The organism is Proteus myxofaciens ATCC 19692 (genome assembly GCF_001654855.1).
Lineage (GTDB): Bacteria > Pseudomonadota > Gammaproteobacteria > Enterobacterales > Enterobacteriaceae > Proteus > Proteus myxofaciens.
The window spans coordinates 56,857-76,207 of sequence record NZ_LXEN01000031.1; the positions used below are offsets into that span (position 1 = coordinate 56,857).

14 protein-coding genes are annotated in these 19,351 nt (G+C 37.9%); 2 read left to right on the forward strand and 12 right to left on the reverse strand.

Annotated features, from left to right (window positions below):
• Positions 1 to 18: 18 nt before the first annotated feature.
• The 3 genes from M983_RS03550 to trmJ form a co-directional block, all read right to left on the reverse strand.
• Positions 19 to 1,233 carry an IscS subfamily cysteine desulfurase gene (locus tag M983_RS03550; protein ID WP_066747130.1) on the reverse strand — a complete coding sequence of 405 codons (1,215 nt, stop codon included), beginning with the start codon at positions 1,231 to 1,233 and terminating at the stop codon, positions 19 to 21.
• Positions 1,234 to 1,303: 70 nt separating this feature from the next.
• Positions 1,304 to 1,795 (reverse strand): Fe-S cluster assembly transcriptional regulator IscR, encoded by a 492-nt coding sequence (iscR, locus tag M983_RS03555; protein ID WP_066747133.1) that lies wholly within the window; start codon positions 1,793 to 1,795, stop codon positions 1,304 to 1,306.
• A gap of 130 nt (positions 1,796 to 1,925) precedes the next feature.
• Positions 1,926 to 2,654, reverse strand: coding sequence for a tRNA (cytosine(32)/uridine(32)-2'-O)-methyltransferase TrmJ (gene trmJ, locus M983_RS03560; protein WP_066747136.1), 729 nt, complete (start codon positions 2,652 to 2,654; stop codon positions 1,926 to 1,928).
• A 124-nt stretch (positions 2,655 to 2,778) separates the two neighbouring features.
• Between trmJ and suhB the strand changes: the two genes are divergently transcribed.
• The gene (suhB, locus tag M983_RS03565) at positions 2,779 to 3,582 is read left to right on the forward strand and encodes an inositol-1-monophosphatase (RefSeq protein WP_066747139.1); all 804 of its coding nucleotides are present in this window, start codon (positions 2,779 to 2,781) and stop codon (positions 3,580 to 3,582) included.
• A 96-nt stretch (positions 3,583 to 3,678) separates the two neighbouring features.
• Here the strand turns inward: suhB and M983_RS03570 are convergent, their stop codons facing one another.
• Both M983_RS03570 and glyA read right to left on the reverse strand, forming a co-directional pair.
• Positions 3,679 to 4,836 (reverse strand): 3-phenylpropionate MFS transporter, encoded by a 1,158-nt coding sequence (locus M983_RS03570; protein ID WP_066747142.1) that lies wholly within the window; start codon positions 4,834 to 4,836, stop codon positions 3,679 to 3,681.
• 92 nt (positions 4,837 to 4,928) lie between these two features.
• Complete coding sequence (gene glyA / locus M983_RS03575; RefSeq protein ID WP_066747145.1) at positions 4,929 to 6,182, reverse strand: serine hydroxymethyltransferase; 1,254 nt, start codon at positions 6,180 to 6,182, stop codon at positions 4,929 to 4,931.
• Positions 6,183 to 6,547: 365 nt separating this feature from the next.
• On the opposite strand from glyA, the gene hmpA reads away from it, so the two are divergent.
• Entirely contained in the window at positions 6,548 to 7,738 is a 1,191-nt protein-coding gene (gene hmpA, locus M983_RS03580) for an NO-inducible flavohemoprotein (protein ID WP_066747148.1), read from the forward strand.
• A gap of 97 nt (positions 7,739 to 7,835) precedes the next feature.
• Here the strand turns inward: hmpA and M983_RS03585 are convergent, their stop codons facing one another.
• The 7 genes from M983_RS03585 to purL all read right to left on the reverse strand — a co-directional run bounded on the left by M983_RS03585 (position 7,836) and on the right by purL (position 19,157).
• A complete protein-coding gene (locus tag M983_RS03585; protein ID WP_425415162.1) occupies positions 7,836 to 8,456 on the reverse strand; it encodes a hypothetical protein in 621 nt (206 codons plus the stop codon).
• A 267-nt stretch (positions 8,457 to 8,723) separates the two neighbouring features.
• Positions 8,724 to 9,062: a nitrogen regulatory protein P-II gene (gene glnB, locus M983_RS03590; protein ID WP_066747154.1), complete on the reverse strand. Its 339-nt coding sequence runs from the start codon at positions 9,060 to 9,062 to the stop codon at positions 8,724 to 8,726.
• A 15-nt stretch (positions 9,063 to 9,077) separates the two neighbouring features.
• Entirely contained in the window at positions 9,078 to 10,694 is a 1,617-nt protein-coding gene (locus M983_RS03595) for an NAD+ synthase (RefSeq protein WP_066747156.1), read from the reverse strand.
• Positions 10,695 to 10,762: 68 nt separating this feature from the next.
• On the reverse strand, positions 10,763 to 12,100 hold the full coding sequence (gene glrR / locus M983_RS03600) for a two-component system response regulator GlrR (RefSeq protein WP_066747159.1): 1,338 nt from the start codon (positions 12,098 to 12,100) through the stop codon (positions 10,763 to 10,765).
• Positions 12,101 to 12,111: 11 nt separating this feature from the next.
• Positions 12,112 to 13,068 (reverse strand): two-component system QseEF-associated lipoprotein QseG, encoded by a 957-nt coding sequence (qseG, locus tag M983_RS03605; protein WP_245684004.1) that lies wholly within the window; start codon positions 13,066 to 13,068, stop codon positions 12,112 to 12,114.
• 53 nt (positions 13,069 to 13,121) lie between these two features.
• The gene (locus M983_RS03610; protein WP_066747166.1) at positions 13,122 to 14,570 is read right to left on the reverse strand and encodes a sensor histidine kinase; all 1,449 of its coding nucleotides are present in this window, start codon (positions 14,568 to 14,570) and stop codon (positions 13,122 to 13,124) included.
• Between the two features lie 696 nt (positions 14,571 to 15,266).
• Positions 15,267 to 19,157, reverse strand: a complete 3,891-nt coding sequence (gene purL, locus M983_RS03615; RefSeq protein WP_066747169.1) for a phosphoribosylformylglycinamidine synthase — start codon at positions 19,155 to 19,157, stop codon at positions 15,267 to 15,269.
• Between the last annotated feature and the right edge of the window lie 194 nt (positions 19,158 to 19,351).

Below are 19,351 nucleotides of genomic sequence, written 5' to 3' on the forward strand. Positions count from 1 at the left end.
ACTCCTGAAAACGTCTAATTAATGGTGTGACCATTCGATACTGTTGATATCAACGCCTTGTTTATGCATATCCCAAAGAGGAGACAGTTCACGTAAACGACCTATTGCGCCGTGAATCTGTTTAATTGCATAATCAATTTCTTCTTCAGTTGTAAAACGACCTAAAGAAAAACGAATAGAACTGTGTGCAAGTTCATCAGTTAGTCCTAAAGCACGTAGTACATAAGAAGGCTCTAAACTTGCTGAAGTACATGCAGATCCCGAAGAGACAGCAAGATCTTTCAGTGCCATCATTAATGATTCGCCTTCAACATAATTAAAGCTCACATTAAGAATATTTGGCGCAGTATGTTCTAATGAACCGTTAATATAAACTTCTTCAATATCTTTGATACCATTCCATAAACGTAAACGTAATTTATTTAAACGTTTCGTTTCATCAGCCATTTCTTCTTTTAAAATACGATATGCTTCACCCATACCAACAATTTGGTGAACAGGTAATGTGCCTGAACGCATTCCGCGTTCATGTCCACCACCATGCATTTGTGCTTCTAAACGAATACGAGGCTTACGACGGACATAAAGTGCACCTATACCCATAGGTCCATAAACTTTATGTGCAGAAAGGGAGAGTAAATCAACTTTTAACGTTGAGAGATCAATCGGTAATTTGCCTACGCTTTGTGTTGCATCAACATGATAAATGATACCTTTGCTACGACATAATTCGCCGATAGCAGCAATATCTTGAACAACACCAATCTCATTATTAACATGCATAATAGATACTAAAATAGTATCCTCACGCATAGCGTTTTCAAGCTCGTTAAGGTCAATAAGGCCATCACTTTTAGGTGCCAAATAAGTTACTTCAAACCCTTCACGTTCAAGCTGGCGACAAGTATCTAGGATAGCTTTGTGCTCTGTTTTTGACGTAATAATGTGCTTACCTTTTTTTTGATAAAAGTTAGCAACACCTTTTAATGCTAGGTTATCAGCTTCTGTTGCACCTGATGTGAAAACGATTTCACGAGGATCAGCACCAATTAAATCGGCAATATGATTGCGGGCAATATCAATTGCCTCTTCAGCTTGCCAACCAAAACGATGTGAACGGGAAGCGGGGTTACCAAAAATGCCGTCCATAGTCAGACATTGCATCATTTTTTCAGCAACACGAGGATCAACGGGGGTTGTTGCTGAATAGTCTAAATAAATGGGTAATTTCATTGCTCACTAACTCCAAAGACGACAAATCTTTCTTTAATAATTTTGTTTTTTACTGGCTTAGCTGTCGTCACTACACTCGCATATTAACAATAGTTTCTTGTAAACGACCATTAATCGCATGACGTTTTTCATTGTCTTGACGATCAGCAACATCCATAACCTCTTCGTTATTAACTAACTCTTCAAGGCTAATACTACTTAAGAAACTTGTGATACGATCACTTAAATCACGCCACAAAGTATGAGTTAAACAACGATCACCACCTTGACAAGCTTCTTTACCTTGACAGCGCGTTGCATCGACAGATTCATCAACCGCAGAAATAACTTGAGCAATAAAAATTTGCCCAGATTCACGACCTAGTAGATAACCACCACCAGGGCCACGAACACTTGCGACTAATTCATTTTTACGCAAACGAGAAAAAAGTTGCTCAAGGTAAGAAAGGGAAATTCCTTGACGCTCTGAAATATCAGCGAGGGGAACAGGGCCCTGCTGCGAATGCAATGCAACATCAAGCATCGCAGTAACCGCATAACGCCCTTTTGATGTCAGTCTCATAACAAATACTCCGTGGTGAACAATAAGCAAATTGTGTCATTCCTGAGTATTTTAGTCAACTATTTATCTGAGTGTTTTAGTCAAGTATTATTTTCGTCATTTTACGATGAAAAATACTTAGCCTAACACCTTATTTTTTTGCCCATTTCTCAACTGAGGTTAAAATACCTCGTAATATATGAAGCTCTTGTGTTTCTGGTCTTGCTCGCGTAAAAAGACGACGCAGACGACTCATGACCTGCCCTGGATGTTTGGGTCTAATAAAGCCTGATTCATTAAGCACTTGCTCTAAATGAACATAAAAACGCTCAATATCTTCTGCTGGCGGATAATCAATCTCTAGAGGTGTATTTTCCTCTTGTTTTTCCTGTTGAGCAAGCGCCGCCATACGAATTTCATAACAAACCAGTTGTACTGCCATCGCTAAGTTTAGTGAGCCATATTCAGGGTTTGTTGGAACATATAAGTGAAAATCACACTTTTGAAGTTCTTCATTCGTTAATCCCGTACGCTCTCTACCAAAAATAACGGCCACGGGCTTATTAGCTGCTTCAATAACACAACGTTCACCGCATTCACGAGGAGCTAGCATTGGCCAAGAAAGTGTACGACTACGTGCGCTAGTCCCAATAACTAAGCCACAACCTTCTATTGCCTCATCAATTGTATCAACAATATGTGCATTACCAATGACATCGCTGGCACCTGCGGATAACGCAATAGAGTGAGAATCAGGTTTTTCTTTTGGATTAACAAAATAGAGATTCGTTAATCCCATGGTTTTCATTGCTCGTGCAGTAGATCCCATATTGCCAGTGTGCGAGGTTTCTACGAGGATAATACGGATATTTTCTAACATTGATTTTTAACTAATTGTTTTGTGATCCATCTATTTTATCACAAATGTAGCCAAAAACACGAATGGCTGTTATACTCCGACTCGTTTTTTATCCCCGTTCTTTAACATCTTGTGGAAGATAACCATGCATCCGATGCTGAATATTGCCATACGCGCAGTGCGTAAGGCCGGTAATTTAATCGCCAAAAATTACGAAAATCCTGAATCTGTAGAAACAAATCAGAAAGGTAGCAATGATTTTGTCACTAACGTTGATCGTGACGCTGAAAGAGCAATCATTGAAATTATTCGTAAATCTTATCCAAAACACACCATTATTACGGAAGAAAGTGGCGAGTTACTAGGTGAAGATCACGATATACAATGGGTTATTGATCCACTCGATGGCACCACTAACTTCATCAAACGTTTTCCACACTTCTCTGTTTCTATTGCTGTACGCATTAAAGGCCGTACAGAAGTTGCTGTTGTTTACGATCCTATGCGTAATGAGTTGTTCTCTGCTGTTCGTGGGCAAGGCGCGCAATTAAATGGTTATCGTATCCGTGGTTCGAATGCGCGTGATTTAGATGGTGCTGTTCTAGCCACTGGTTTCCCATTCAAAAGTAAACAACACTCAGCCGCTTACATCAACATGCTAGGTAAACTCTTTGTTCCTTGTGCTGATTTTCGCCGTACTGGTTCAGCGGCTTTAGATTTAGCTTATGTTGCAGCTGGCCGTGTTGACGGTTATTTTGAAATTGGCTTAAAACCATGGGATTTCTTAGGTGGTGAGCTTATCGCTCGTGAAGCCGGTGCAATTGTTTCTGATTTTACAGGTGATCACGGTTACTTAAACAGCGGTAATATTGTTGCTGGTAATCCGCGAGTAGTAAAAGCATTATTAGCTGAAATTCGTAGCGAATTAACAGACGCATTAAAGCGTTAATAATCGTTAATACGAAATTAGATTAAAAAATATTATGTAAAGTGCCCCCAATAGTTGAAAACCAATTATTGGGGGCCTTTTTAATTCCAAATAATGCTATTCGTTTTTCTGGGCCATTATTTTAGGGCGTATAAACATTGCAGGAATCGTTAACGCGGCCATTAACCAGAAAATTAATCCTTCTTGATGAGGTAGTTTTTCATATAACCAGCCAGAAATTACCGTCATAATAGCAATACTCCCTCCCATTGCTAACGCCGAATAAACGGCTTGAAGTCGAATAATTTCATGTTCATGACGAGCACTAATGAACCGCATTGCGGCTAAATGACAAACCGTAAATGTTCCGCTATGTAATATTTGAACAATAATCAATACAGGGAGAATAGTAAAACTGCCCATTAATCCCCATCGTAGCAATCCACAAAAGGCCGATAATAAGAGTAAGTTTCTTGCACTCCAGCGACGAAATAGGCGATGGCTTAGCATAAAAACAACGACTTCAGAGACAACGCCTAAAGACCAAAGATAACCAATTGTCGCAGTATCATATCCAGCTTGTTCCCAATACAACGCACTAAATCCATAGTAAGCAGCATGGGCGCCTTGTAATAAAGAAACACAGACTAAAAATCGCCATACTGGCCCATCGGAAATTAATTTAATAAAGGAAATTTCACTATGCTCTGCCTTTTTAATTTTACCTTGTGGCATCACTTTAGGTCGTAACATAGACGTTAAAAATAAAGCAAGCGTACTCGCAATCAAACCATACAGAATAATAGGATGACCAAAAGCATCAATCAAAATACCAAGTAATGACGAGCTGATAATAAATGCAATCGATCCCCAAACTCGAATTTTACCGTAATCAAAAGGAAATTGTTTTTGCCAAGTGCCAGCAAGAGAGTCGCCTAATGGTACCATCGGTGAGAAAAAAACATTAAAGCCTATCATTACAAAAAATAACCATGCCCAGTGAGTTCCTAATAAAAAAGCCACGGTAAAGAGCAGTGTTAAAAAAGCCAAAAGACGTAATGCAGTAATAAGTTTAGAAGGATCTTTAACCGCGGGCGTTAATACTAAACTACCAACAAAGCGAGCGGTTAATCCAACACCTAATAATAGGCCTATCATTGCAGAATCAACACCCTCACCTTTTAGCCAAATAGACCAAAAAGGTAAAAAAATGCCATATGAAAAGAAATACGTAAAATAATCTAAGACGAGCCACAATGTTGATGGAATAGCCATCAATTCCCCCATTTTTAGAATGCAAAAAAACCCGCCAAGAACAAGTTCTCGAAGCGGGTTTGTATAACGGGTTTTATTATATCTTTATAGACTTATGCGTAAACTGGAAACTTAGCACAGATATTCAAGACTTTTTGTTTAACTTCCTCAATGTTCGCTTCATCATTGATATTATCTAGAATATCACACATCCAACCGGCTAATTCACGAGCTTGCGCTTCTTTAAAACCACGACGTGTAATTGCTGGAGAACCAATACGAACACCTGAAGTAACAAATGGGCTACGAGGATCGTTAGGAACACTGTTTTTGTTTACTGTGATATTTGCACGACCCAGTGCAGCATCTGCATCTTTACCTGTAATATCTTTATCGACTAAGTCGAGTAAGAACAGATGATTTTCAGTTCCACCAGACACTACTTTATAACCGCGTTCTAAGAAAACGTCTACCATTGCTTTCGCATTTTTAGCAACTTGTTGCTGATAAACTTTAAATTCTGGCTCCATGGCTTCTTTTAATGCAACAGCTTTACCGGCGATAACATGCATTAAAGGTCCACCTTGATTACCAGGGAAGACAGAAGAGTTCAGTTTTTTATAAAGTTCTTCATCACCACCTTTAGCAAGAATAAGACCACCACGAGGACCTGCTAATGTTTTATGCGTTGTTGTTGTAACGACATGAGCATGAGGAACTGGGTTAGGATAAACACCCGCGGCAACCATTCCTGCAACGTGAGCCATATCTACAAATAAATAAGCACCAATACTATCTGCGATTTCACGCATTTTAGCCCAGTCAACAATACCAGAATAAGCAGAAAAACCACCAATAATCATTTTAGGTTTATGTTCTTTTGCTTGAGTTTCGATATCTTGGTAATCAATTTTTCCTGATTCATCAATACCATAAGGAACGATATTATATAATTTACCAGAGAAATTGACGGGAGAACCGTGAGTTAAGTGCCCACCTTGTGCTAAGTTCATACCCAAAACGGTATCACCTGGTTTTAGCAGTGCCATATACACAGCAGCATTAGCTTGAGAGCCTGAATGAGGCTGAACATTCGCATAATCGGCACCAAATAATTCTTTTGCGCGATCAATGGCTAGCTGTTCAACGATATCAACATATTCACAACCACCATAGTAACGTTTACCTGGATAACCTTCTGCATATTTATTTGTCAGCTGAGATCCTTGTGCCTGCATAACACGAGGGCTGGTATAGTTTTCAGAAGCAATCAGTTCGATATGCTCTTCTTGGCGAGCTACTTCCCCTTCCATTGCATTCCATAATTCTGGATCATAATCAGCAATATTCATTTCACGTTTTAACATTCACATCTCCTGACTCAGCTAACTTCACTAAAGGCAAACTCCCTTACGGGAGAAAGAATGGCATACAGTGTAAACTCTTTTTACTTATTGAGATAGTCCTTAGAGAAAAAATACGCAATCGATTGCTATAGCTTTACAACAACGAATGAGTTCTTTTTAACAACCTCATTTTATTCTGCACTTATTCCACTTTTGAGGCATACCTCGCCTATTTATGTAAACACTCCGTATCATTCTCTAATATTTACGTATTTTCTTAAAAAAAATAACCATACCCATTTACAAAAGTGTTAAAAATATATAAGTTGTATATAAAATACAATTTATAAAATTCACATTAAACTGAATAATTTTCAGGAGCAATTATGCTAGATGCACAAACTATCGCGACAGTTAAATCAACAATTCCCCTTATTACCAAAACCGGTCCAGCTTTAACCGCTCACTTTTATGATCGTATGTTTGCTCAACACCCTGAGCTTAAAGATATTTTTACGATGAGCCATCAAACGAATGGTGCACAGCGTGAAGCTCTCTTCAATGCGATATGCGCTTATGCTGCAAATATTGAGAACTTACCCGCTATTTTGCCTGCGGTTGAGAAAATTGCTCAAAAACATGCAAGCCTAAATATTCTTCCTGAACATTACCCTATTGTTGGTGAAAATTTATTAGCCACAATTGATGAGATGTTTAATCCAGGTCAAGAAGTACTTGATGCTTGGGGTGCCGCTTATCAGGTATTAGCGAATGTTTTTATTAATCGTGAAGAACAAATTTATAAGCAAAAAGAACAGACATCAGGTGGTTGGAGGGGGTTACGCACATTTAAAGTAAAACAAAAAATAAAACAAAGTGATGTTATTACAAGCTTTGAATTAATGCCTGAAGATGGATTAGAAGTAGAACCTTATCAAGCTGGGCAATATTTAAGTATTTATATTCGTGATAAACGTCTTGATAACCAAGAAATTCGCCAATATTCATTAACGCAATCACCCAATAATAAAACTTACCGCATTGCGGTAAAACGTGAAGATAAAGGTATTTTATCTAATTTCTTACATGATAATGTTAAAGAAGGTGATATTTTACAAGTCGCCGCACCAGGGGGTGATTTTTATTTAGACGTATCACCAACAACACCCGTTACTCTTATTTCTGCCGGTGTTGGCCTTACACCAATGTTAGCGATGTTGCACTCATTAGCTGGGCATAAAGCAAATGTCAATTGGCTTCATGCGGCACAAAATAGTAATGTCCATGCTTTTAAAAATGAGGTAGCAAAAGCTGGGGATGATATTGAACAATTTCATCAAGCAGTATGGTATAGCGCACCACATCAACAAGATATTTTAAATGAAGATTATCAATTCAAAGGGCTTATGGACTTAACATTAGTTAAAGAGTGGCTAACTGTTCCTAATATGCAATTCTATTTTTGTGGTCCTGTACCTTTCATGCAATTTATTGCAAATCAACTTATTGCATTAGGGATTGATAGTCATAATCTTCATTACGAATGTTTTGGTCCTCATGCAGTCATCACAGAATAATAAATAATATATAAAGAACACTTTTAAAATAATAAAAAGCACTGAAGTATATAAATATATTCAGTGCTTTTTTTATATATTTAATTAATAGAATTTTTTAATTTATATTTTTAACTCTATTAGATACTTTATTACTTATTCCATACCAAAGAACACTAATAAAACATAATGTATATCCAAATAATTCACAGCCTTCTTCTGCCATATTTTTAACAGTACGGTTAAAGTCATCTCCTAATATCGTCTTCCATAATATTCCCATTCCAAATAAACGAGAAAAAAGAAGAATACATAATAATCCTGAAATTAACATACCATTACTTGGATGAGAGATAAATTGAGTTAGCGCTGATAATGTATTCTTTCCTTCTCTTATCGCAATCGCAATACAAATAAAAGTGACCGTTAATGCAAACCAAACCCAAGAGCCATGGGCTAATTGGTCAAAAACACTATCTAACTCACGAATAAGAAGGCAAAGGAAAAAGCCCATAATCAAGGTATAACCGCCTCTCATTTGACTATTCTGATAGGCTTTAACAAAGAAAAAGAGACAAATAATCGCAAGAAGACTTTCTTGGGCATATTCTGTTATTGAGGCTTCAGAAATACCTCCATCAAATATTAAAATATCAATAAAAATACACCCCGTCGTGAGTGCGACAATCACTGCAGCACATAAAAAAAAAGCAAAACGCTTTAATAAGAAATTAAGCACAATCTCATCCATATTATTAGTAGAGAATAAACTGGCATGATAATAACTTTCTCTTAAAGTTATTAAATAACATTTCGTGCTTTACGTATTATCAATATTCGTTAAGTTAATTAACTGACACAATTTGCAAAATTAATTTTCATAATTTTAGCACTATAGGTTAAACATGAACAAATATTTTATGTATCTCAAAAAGAAAAGTTCCAATATTGATATATTAACAATATTGGAACTTTTAATAATAAATACATCTATTTGGCGTAATAATTAAATAGCGTCTTCGTCTTGTTCACCAGTACGAATACGAATAACACGACTAATATCAAACACAAATATTTTACCATCACCAATTTTACCCGTTTGTGCTGTTGCCATAATAGTCTCGATACAGGTTTCAACAATTTCATCAGAAACAGCAATCTCAATTTTTACTTTAGGTAAAAAATCAACCATGTATTCAGCACCGCGGTAGAGTTCGGTATGCCCTTTCTGACGACCAAAGCCTTTAACTTCAGTTACAGTCATTCCTGTAATACCCACTTCGGCTAATGCTTCTCTTACATCATCCAGCTTAAACGGCTTAATAATCGCTTCAATTTTTTTCATCGTGTTATCCTGATATTACCAGTTGTGGCGACCAAAACCGCTGGTAATAGGGTACCTGCGATCTCTTCCAAAATTACGACTTGTAATACGTGGCCCTACTGGCGCTTGGCGTCGTTTGTATTCATTAATATCGACTAATTTTATCACTTTACGGACTATTGCTTCATCAAATCCATCAGCAACTAGATCAGAAACAGATTTATCTTGTTCAACATAACCTTCAAGAATAGCATCTAAAATATCATAAGGAGGCAGATTATCTTGATCTGTTTGGCCTGGTGCAAGCTCTGCTGAAGGGGGTCTATCAATAACACGCTGAGGAATAGCAGGCGATACCGTATTACGATATTCAGAAAGCGCAAAAACTAATGTTTTAGGAATATCTTTTAATACATCAAACCCACCAGCCATATCACCATATAATGTGGAATAACCAACAGCAGATTCACTTTTGTTACTTGTCGTTAAAACTAATCGACGTCGTTTATTCGACATTGCCATCAAAATAACAGCACGACAGCGAGCTTGAAGATTTTCTTCTGTTGTATCAACGGCGCTATCTTTAAACATAGGCGCTAATTGCATCATAAAAGCATCAAACATAGGCTCAATAGAAACTGTATCGAATTCGACACCTAATAAATCTGCTTGCTCTTTCGCATCATGAATGCTCATTTCAGAGGTATAACGAAATGGCATCATAACAGCATGTACACTTTCTTTTCCTAACGCATCAACCGCGATTGCCACAGTTAAACCAGAGTCAATTCCCCCTGATAAACCGAGAATAGCGCCTTTAAAGCCATTTTTAGTCACATAGTCACGCGTTGCTAGTACAAGAGCCTGGTATACCTGCGCTAATGGTGTTAATTCTATAGCTGGGTTTTTCATTGGAATGATGTGCTTGTCATCAAGCTCTACAATAGTGATTTGCTCTTCAAATGCAGCTAAACGATGAGTTACATTACCTTGTTCATCAAATACTTTAGAACAACCATCAAAGACCAATTCATCCTGACCACCGATTTGGTTTAAATACACAACGGGTAATTGTGTTCTTTGGCAATGTTCTTTAATTAATTGTGTACGAATATGTGGTTTTTCACGGCTATAAGGCGATGCATTTATCGAAAGAACGAAATCGGCACCTGCTTGTTTTAGCGCATCAATAGGTTCGTTGATCCAAATATCTTCACAAATGAGTAAACCTAAATGATAGCCTTTGAAAGGTACTACACAACGCTCATTGCCTGATTGGAAATAGCGTTTTTCATCAAATACGCCGTAATTCGGTAGTTGTTGTTTAAAATAGCGTGCTTGTAACTCACCTTTATAGAAAAAAGACAGCGCATTATAAATATTGCCGTTTTGCCACCATGGATGCCCAACAACGATTGCTGTTTTTTTGCTGGCTTGTTCTAAGCGAATGAGTTGTGCTTCACAACGTTGTTGAAAGTCAGGGCGAAAAAGTAAGTCTTCAGGTGAGTAACCGCATAATGCAAGTTCAGAGAATAAAACTAAATCCGCCTCTTCTTGCTGTTTAACAGTTGATAGCATGCGTTCGCAGTTACCTTCAATATCACCAACTACCCAGTTTAGCTGAGCAAGTGCGAGTTTTAATTTACGACTCATAAAAATTCATCTCTCCAGCTATCTTTCTATTAAAAGAAAGCGAGTTTAAAAATAGTAGTTATCTAAATTTATTCTTTAAAATCATTAGCATCTAATTCGTGACGAGATAGTAACTTATAAAATTCTGTGCGATTTCGCCCTGCCATACGTGCAGCTTGAGTGACATTACCTTTTGTCATTTGTAATAATTTTCTAAGGTATGTCATTTCAAAATGTCCCCTCGCTTCTGCAAAGGTAGGCAGTGCGGTATTTTCACCTTGTAATGCTTGTGTCACCAAGGCTTCGCTAATAACGGGTGCTGTTGTTAAAGCAACACATTGCTCAATCACATTAACTAATTGGCGAACATTACCAGGCCAACTTGCAGCCATTAAACATTTCATTGCATCTGTTGAAAAGCTACGTACAAAAGGTTTATGACGTTTTGCTGAACTTCGTAATAAATGATTGGCTAATACAGGAATATCTTCAGCTCTTTCACTTAATGTCGGAATACGTAAATTGACAACATTTAAACGATAGAACAAATCTTCACGAAATTCATTACGTTCCATTGCTTTAGGTAAATCACGATGTGTTGCTGAAATAATGCGAACATCGATATCAATATCACGATTACTTCCTAAAGGACGAACTTTACGTTCTTGTAATACACGCAATAATTTTACTTGTAGTGGCATTGGCATATCGCCAATCTCATCTAAAAAGAGCGTTCCGCCTTCAGCAGCTTGAAATAGACCTTCACGACTGCTAACCGCACCTGTAAATGCCCCTTTTGCATGACCAAAAAGTTCAGATTCAAGTAATTGCTCAGGTAATGCGCCACAGTTAATGGCAATAAATGCTTTTTTAGCTCTAGGACTTGCGCGATGAATAGCTTGAGCAAGGACTTCTTTACCCGTCCCACTTTGACCATTAATTAGTACACTAACATCAGATTGTGCGACTAATTTAGCTTGCTCTAAAAGGCGTAACATAACAGGGCTACGGGTGACGAGATCTTTAGACCACTCTTCATCTGATACTGTTGTTACTAATTCTAAAGCCTCATCAATTGCTTTATAAAGTGCATCTCTATCAACAGGTTTCGTTAAAAAGCTAAAAACACCTTGCTGTGTTGCAGCGACTGCATCAGGAATAGAGCCGTGCGCAGTTAGTATAATAACCGGCATAGCAGGTTGTTGGCGCTGAATTTCTGCAAACAGTGCCATTCCATCCATTTCATCCATGCGTAAATCACTAATGACTAAATCTATTTTTTCTTTTGAAAGTAGTTTTAATGCTTCTTGTCCACTTTGTGCAGTGAGGATATGAAAACCTTCACTTGTGAGCCTCATTCCTAGTAATTTTAAGAGTCCAGGATCGTCATCGACAAGTAAAAGATTCGCTGACTTATGAGCAACCATATACATTCTCCTTATTTAGATCCTGATTCAACCGGTTTTTGCACATCCTGTTTTTCTACTGGTACCGATCCTGATTTGGGTGTTTCTGCGGTAACTTCTGATGAAGAGGCAGTGTGATTTTCTTCATTTTTAGTTTTTTGTTTTTCTGCTATTTCTGGCGTAGAAACACGCTGTTCTACAGATGTTTCAGTGGTATTTTTTTCTAGTTCTTCTTTTTCTACCTCTGTTTTTTCTGTTGGAACAGAAGTCGTCGTTTCAGTAATATCATCATCTGATGACATAGGATCTATTGCACCGCCTTGTTTTCGACTAGATAATTGACGCTCTATTTGCGTTAAACTTTCTAATTTTCTTAATGTTGTTTTCAGCTCAGATTCTAATGCATTGTTTTGCTTTTTGAGTAAATCTATCTGATTATCTGTTTCTGTAGAGAGGCGGCGATAGCGCATTTTTTCTTCAGCTAAAGATAACATATGCGTTTGATTATTAATCCATATTGATAATAAAACACGCATAGAGCTTGGAAACTGTAATTTATAGCTTTCTAATAAAACAAGCTGATTTCTACGTTCAGCAATAGAAAGCCCAGCCCGTTCTAATAAAATACTTTTATAAAAAGCATCACCCCAACTAGTAACAACGACATTATTAGCACGGCGCTGAGCTTCTGTTGACATCAAACGATTAGTACATTCAATAGTACGTAACCAATAAAGAGCGTTGTTCATACCTTCATGATAAAACGCATTTAAAGTGCCACATTCAGCCCATCGATAATCAATGGTTTTTTGTTTGACGATAGGTGTTTCAGGTTCAGCAATGGCCTCTTCAGTTGACGCTTTAGGTGCACAGCCTACTAAAATAAAAGGAAACAAAAGAGAAAATAGACAGGTTTTCCAGTCAAAGAGTCTATTTTTAGTAGATACAGAGGCCATAGATAGCGACTCAGTGCTGAGCGTGTTAGTCATTATTTTTTTAAGCTCATGATGAGGAGACACTCGTATTTGTGACCTGATTTGCATTATTTATTCTCAGAAAGTAGCGGTAGTTCAATACGAAAACAGACATCAGCATAATCAGAAGGAACCACTTTTAATTCGCCGTCCATTCTTTTGATACAGTCATGAGCAATACTTAATCCTAAGCCACTTCCTTTTACAGCACCCTTACGCTGTAACGAACCTTGAAAGAAAGGTTCAAAAATCATTTTTTGTTCAGACTCAGGAATAGGTGTGCCTTCATTGGCTATATCAATAACGATTTTCTGTTCAACTTGATAACTTGAGATCCAAATATTACCTGATTCAGCGCCATAGTGCACCGCATTAGAGTAGAGATTATCGATTACTCTTGATAAGAGCGTAGTTTGAGCCCTGCATTTTACTAAATCTAGCGAAATCGTCGTTTTAATATCCTTAGCTCTTGCTGGCAAACTATGTGCTAATACGACATCATTTATTAATTGGCGAAGATTAATGTCTTCAACTTGCTGAGGGAGTTCAGAAAGTTTACGATTATAATCAAGGAGTTGTTCAATTAATAATTGAAGTTGTTTGCTACTATTATCCAAAATAGCGACAACCTCTTGCTGATCCATCGTTAAAGGTCCTGCAACTTCATCTGCTAATATTTCTGTTCCTTCTCTCATACTTGCAAGAGGCGTTTTTAGCTCATGAGAAATATGGCGCAAAAATTCATGACGTTGCGATTCTAACCACGCTAAGCGTTCGCTTAACCAAATGATTCGCTGGGCTAATGAACGTAACTCTCGCGGACCTTGAAAATGTTCAAGATCATTATTTAATGTTTGTCCTTCTCCTAAACGATTGATCATTTTTTCGATACCTTTTACAGGCCCAATAATCATTCGAGTAAATAGTGCAATTAAAATAAGGCTGAAAACAAACACAATTAAGCTCTGCCAACCAAAATAACGTCCTTTCTCGGCAATCGCCATTTGCAGTTGCTCACCACGACTAAAAATAATTTCTTTGGTTAACACAACAATACGATTATTGGCATAAGAGAATTGTTCTAGCGCTTGTTGCATCTCTTTTGTGGGTTCACTGCTTTCGCATTGAATAGATTTCAATTTTTCTAAGGAAGCATTAAGCACATTCGCTTCTTTTGATGATGAGAGAGGGATTACGGTTTGTTGTAATGTAGAAAACATCTTGAAGTATTGCTGATAACGTTGCTGATACATATCATCATCAGTTTTATCACGTAATACACAATATCGGCGGTAATTTCCTTCCATTTCAATCGCTAAATTTCGCATTACCTCACTACGTTCAGTATCAGCAAGTGCGTTTTTATTAGTAATTGCGGCTTGATTACTCAGTTGATCGAGGCTTTGATAAGCCTGATAAGCGAGTACAAGTAAAGGTAATAGCACCATCCAAAATGCCATTATGACTAACTGTCTTAAAGAACGAGGAAAAATACGCCACTTTTTCAATGAAATCATCTCAACACCTATTAGAGTAATGCGATGCTACATGACTTGAAAACAAGAAAAAAGTCCGACAGTAAAAAATGAGGAGAGAAAAGCGAACATACAGCAAGAAAATGCGCAGGCTCTAGAAGTGGGAGAGCGGAATATCTTACTGAGATATTCCGCTCGTCAATATTTCATCTCTTTTTTATCTAAAAGAAAATGAAGGTGGTGCCTCACTCCACGTGTCGCCCTGAGTTTGATAAGGTCCGAAGACGAGTATCATGATGTTGGACGGTAGGCACCTTACTCTGGCGTCATTCCTGGCTTATGTGGTATGTTCCCACCCATTATTGTGGACCGACATAAAAAGTTGAATGAGCAACTGATTTATATAATGCACAAGGCGTGCCAACTTTAAAATAATCTTATTAACCCACTGTTTTAATTAATAAAAACAATCCTACCTTTATCTTTTGATAATATTTATCTTTTTTATAGTGTTATAAAATAAGCAAGCTGTCTCCATATACAGACAGTATAACTGCATTTTTATTTATTATTTAATTTTCAATTAGTTAAATGTCTCCAAAAAGAGACAGTAAAAATAGACAATGTCGTCTTTTTTATACGTTATTTTATTTTTGTTTATTTATCAATGTGTTATAACAAAAAAGCCTCTAATTAAATAGAGGCTTATCTGCATGAAACATGTATTAAATAATGTAATTAATCAAATTGCTTTCTAGCATTACGGAATAGACGCATCCATGGACTACCTTCACCCCAATTTTCAGGATGCCAAGAATGGCTGACTGTTCTAAATACACGCTCAGGATGTGGCATCATAATCGTTGAGCGACCATCTGTTGTTGTTACAGCAGTGATACCATTTACTGAACCATTAGGATTAAGTGGATATTGTTCTGTTGGTTTACCGTAATGATTAATAAAACGTAATCCAACTAAATTTTGTGCTTCTAATTGTATACGTTGCTCTTCTGATCGGAATTCAACCAATCCTTCACCATGAGAAACGGCTATTGGCATTTGTGAACCTGCCATGCTTTGTAATAATAAAGAAGGACTTTGAGCCACTTCAACTAAACTAAAGCGAGCTTCAAAACGTTCTGAACGATTACGTACAAATCGTGGCCATAAATCAGCACCAGGAATAAGCGTTGATAATGTAGACATCATCTGACAACCATTACAAACACCTAATGATAATGTATCTTGACGTTCAAAAAATTGGGTAAATTCATCACGCAAACGTGAATTAAAGAGAATAGATTTAGCCCAACCTTCACCAGCACCTAAGACATCACCGTATGAGAAACCACCGCAAGCAACGAGGACATCAAAATCACTTAATGAACGTTTAGCAGAATGTAAATCACTCATATGAACATCAATAGCATCAAATCCTGCTCTATCAAAAGCAGCCGCCATTTCAACATGAGAGTTCACTCCCTGCTCTCTTAATACCGCAATGCGAGGACGACTTCCTGTGGCTATATATGGAGCTGCAATATCATCAGCGGGGTCAAAGGTTAAATGCACATTTAAACCAGGATCAGTAAGATCTTGTTTTGCTTTATGTTCTTCATCAGCACATTCTGGATTATCACGTAAACGTTGCATCTGCCATGTTGTTTCAGCCCACCAAACACGTAATGTACTGCGTTTTTCGTGATAAACTTCTGTTTCACGGCTTTGAATAATAATAGCATCATCGTTTGTCGCTTCACCTAAGTAGTGTAAGCAATTCGCTAATCCATATTCGGTAAATAACGATTCCACGGCATCTTGATGTTCAGCACTGATTTGAATGACTGCACCCAATTCTTCATTAAAGAGCCCCGCTAAAATATCCTCATCATATTCACTGATATCAATATTTAAGCCACAATGACCAGTAAAGGCCATTTCAGCCAGTGTGACAAACAATCCACCATCAGAACGATCATGGTAAGCCAGCAATTTACTTTCACTCACCAATTTTTGTATCACGCTGAAGAACTGTTTTAATTGTTCAATATCACGTATATCAGCCGCCTTTTGCCCAAGTTGACGATAAACTTGCGCTAATGCTGTTGCACCTAATGCGTTATGGCCATTACCTAAATCAATAAGATATAAACGATTTTCAGCTTGAGTGGATAATTGAGGTGTCACTGTTTTGCGTACATCTTCAACGCGAGAAAAAGCAGTAATGACAAGTGAAAGCGGTGATGTAACTTCTTTTGTCTCACCCTTTTTATCTTGCCAGCGCGTTTTCATTGACATTGAATCTTTACCCACAGGAATGGTTAATTCTAATTGTGGACATAATTCTTCACCGATGGCTTTTACTGCATCATATAGACCAGCATCTTCACCAGGATGACCCGCAGCAGACATCCAGTTTGCTGATAGTTTAATACGATTAAGGGCTTGAACATCAGCACATGCCATATTTGTTAATGCTTCACCGACTGCCATACGAGCCGAGGCTGCATAATCAAGCAATGCAATTGGTGCTCTTTCACCTATAGACATAGCTTCGCCGTAATAGCTGTCTAGCGTTGCTGTAGTGACTGCACAGTTAGACACTGGGATTTGCCAAGGGCCCACCATTTGATCACGAGCCACCATACCAGTTACAGTACGATCACCAATAGTGATTAAAAATGTTTTTTCAGCAACAGCCGGTAAATGTAGAACACGATAAACAGCATCTTTTAATCCAATGTCCTTACGATCGAGGTAATTACCTTGCGTTTTTAAAGAAGTGACGTCACGCAACATTTTAGGCGCTTTACCTAATAATATATCTAAAGGCATATCAATAGGTTTATTGTCAAAATGTTTATCGTTTAAAACTAATTTTCGCTCTTGCGTTGCTTCACCAATTACCGCATAAGGCGCTCTCTCACGTTGGCATAACGCATCAAATAGTGACATTTTTTCTGGTGATACAGCTAATACATAGCGCTCTTGAGATTCATTGCACCAAATTTCAAGCGGGCTCATACCTCGTTCATCATTTAGTACATCACGCAGTTCAAAGCGACCACCGCGACCACCATCATTCACAAGCTCAGGCATCGCATTAGAAAGGCCACCCGCACCCACATCATGAATAAATAAAATAGGATTATCATCACCTAACTGCCAACAACTATCGATAACCTCTTGACAACGACGTTCCATTTCGGGGTTATCACGCTGAACTGAGGCAAAATCTAAATCAGCATCAGATTGACCTGATGTCATTGATGAAGCGGCACCGCCACCTAGGCCAATATTCATAGAAGGACCGCCAAGGACGATTAACTTAGCACCTACAGAAATCTCACCTTTTTGCACATGATCTTCACGAATATTACCAATACCACCCGCTAACATAATTGGTTTATGATAACCGCGGATTTCCATACCATTATGGCTATTGACCTGTTCTTCATAGGTTCTGAAATACCCTAATAACGCAGGACGACCAAACTCATTATTAAACGCAGCACCACCAAGAGGACCTTCAGTCATAATATCCAATGCACTGACAATACGCTCTGGCTTACCAAAATTTTCTTCCCATGGCTGTTCAAATTCTGGAATGCGTAAATTTGAAACTGAAAATCCCACTAAACCGGCTTTAGGCTTCGCACCACGACCAGTGGCACCTTCATCTCGAATTTCACCACCAGATCCTGTAGCCGCACCAGGCCAAGGGGAAATGGCTGTTGGGTGGTTATGTGTTTCTACTTTCATCAAGATATGAACAGGCTCTTGATGATATTGATATTCGCCTTTTTGTGATGAAGGATAAAAACGACCTGCAATTGAGCCTTCCATAACCGCAGCATTATCTTTATAAGCTGACATGACATAATCAGGCGTTTGCTCAAATGTATTTTTAATCATTTTAAATAATGATTTCTCTTGCGCTTTACCATCAATAATCCAATCAGCATTAAATATTTTATGGCGACAATGCTCTGAGTTAGCTTGTGCGAACATATAAAGCTCAACGTCAGTTGGATTTCGATTTAATCGCGTAAAGGCCTCAAGAAGATAATCAACTTCATCATCAGCAAGTGCAAGCCCCATTTCGATATTTGCTTGCATTAAAGCCTGCTTACCTTTCTCTAACACATCAATTGTGATGAAAGGCGCTGGCGATTGCTCTACAAAAAGAGCGTTGACTGATTGATTATCTAAAAAGACGGTTTCCATCATTCTATCGTGAATAAAACCGTATAATTGTTGCCACTGCATTTCATTCATAGAATCGCAGTTAATAAAATAGGCAATTCCACGCTCAATTCGGCTGACTTTTGTCAGTCCACAATTATGTGCAATGTCTGTTGCTTTTGTAGACCATGGTGAAATAGTACCTGGTCGAGGTGTAACAATACGCATTTCGCCAACAAGCTCATGCTCTGCTGATGAAGGACCATATTGTAATAGTTTGCTTAATTTACGTTCTTCATCTTCAGATAATGCCTCGTCTAATTTGATGAAGTGGGTAAACTCAGCGTAAATACCACGAACAGGAAGGTGACTCTCCTGACACTGGGCTAATAATTTATTAATACGAAACTCAGATAAAGCGGAGGAGCCACGCAGGATTTCCATAGTATTGAATTCTCTCTTTTAGCAGCAAACCTGACCCTAATTCAGGGAAAACACGACTAGTATAATAGAATAATTCATTTGACGAAACCGTTTGCGTAAACAAAGCAACACCATTTAACTTAGTGTGTTTTCGTAATTAATTGGTGTAATCAAGTTGCGTCTTCTTAAGATGTTGAGCAAAATGTCAGATTACT

What these genes read in the sequence shown, in the direction of transcription:
- suhB (WP_066747139.1), top strand. Translation starts at nt 2,779, where the DNA reads ATGCATCCGATGCTGAATATTGCCATACGCGCAGTGCGTAAGGCCGGT.
- glnB (WP_066747154.1), bottom strand. Translation starts at nt 9,062, where the DNA reads ATGAAAAAAATTGAAGCGATTATTAAGCCGTTTAAGCTGGATGATGTA.
- M983_RS03595 (WP_066747156.1), bottom strand. Translation starts at nt 10,694, where the DNA reads ATGAGTCGTAAATTAAAACTCGCACTTGCTCAGCTAAACTGGGTAGTT.
- glrR (WP_066747159.1), bottom strand. Translation starts at nt 12,100, where the DNA reads ATGGTTGCTCATAAGTCAGCGAATCTTTTACTTGTCGATGACGATCCT.
- glyA (WP_066747145.1), bottom strand. Translation starts at nt 6,182, where the DNA reads ATGTTAAAACGTGAAATGAATATTGCTGATTATGATCCAGAATTATGG.
- hmpA (WP_066747148.1), top strand. Translation starts at nt 6,548, where the DNA reads ATGCTAGATGCACAAACTATCGCGACAGTTAAATCAACAATTCCCCTT.
- M983_RS03570 (WP_066747142.1), bottom strand. Translation starts at nt 4,836, where the DNA reads ATGGCTATTCCATCAACATTGTGGCTCGTCTTAGATTATTTTACGTAT.
- trmJ (WP_066747136.1), bottom strand. Translation starts at nt 2,654, where the DNA reads ATGTTAGAAAATATCCGTATTATCCTCGTAGAAACCTCGCACACTGGC.
- M983_RS03550 (WP_066747130.1), bottom strand. Translation starts at nt 1,233, where the DNA reads ATGAAATTACCCATTTATTTAGACTATTCAGCAACAACCCCCGTTGAT.
- M983_RS03610 (WP_066747166.1), bottom strand. Translation starts at nt 14,570, where the DNA reads ATGATTTCATTGAAAAAGTGGCGTATTTTTCCTCGTTCTTTAAGACAG.
- purL (WP_066747169.1), bottom strand. Translation starts at nt 19,157, where the DNA reads ATGGAAATCCTGCGTGGCTCCTCCGCTTTATCTGAGTTTCGTATTAAT.
- qseG (WP_245684004.1), bottom strand. Translation starts at nt 13,068, where the DNA reads ATGACTAACACGCTCAGCACTGAGTCGCTATCTATGGCCTCTGTATCT.
- iscR (WP_066747133.1), bottom strand. Translation starts at nt 1,795, where the DNA reads ATGAGACTGACATCAAAAGGGCGTTATGCGGTTACTGCGATGCTTGAT.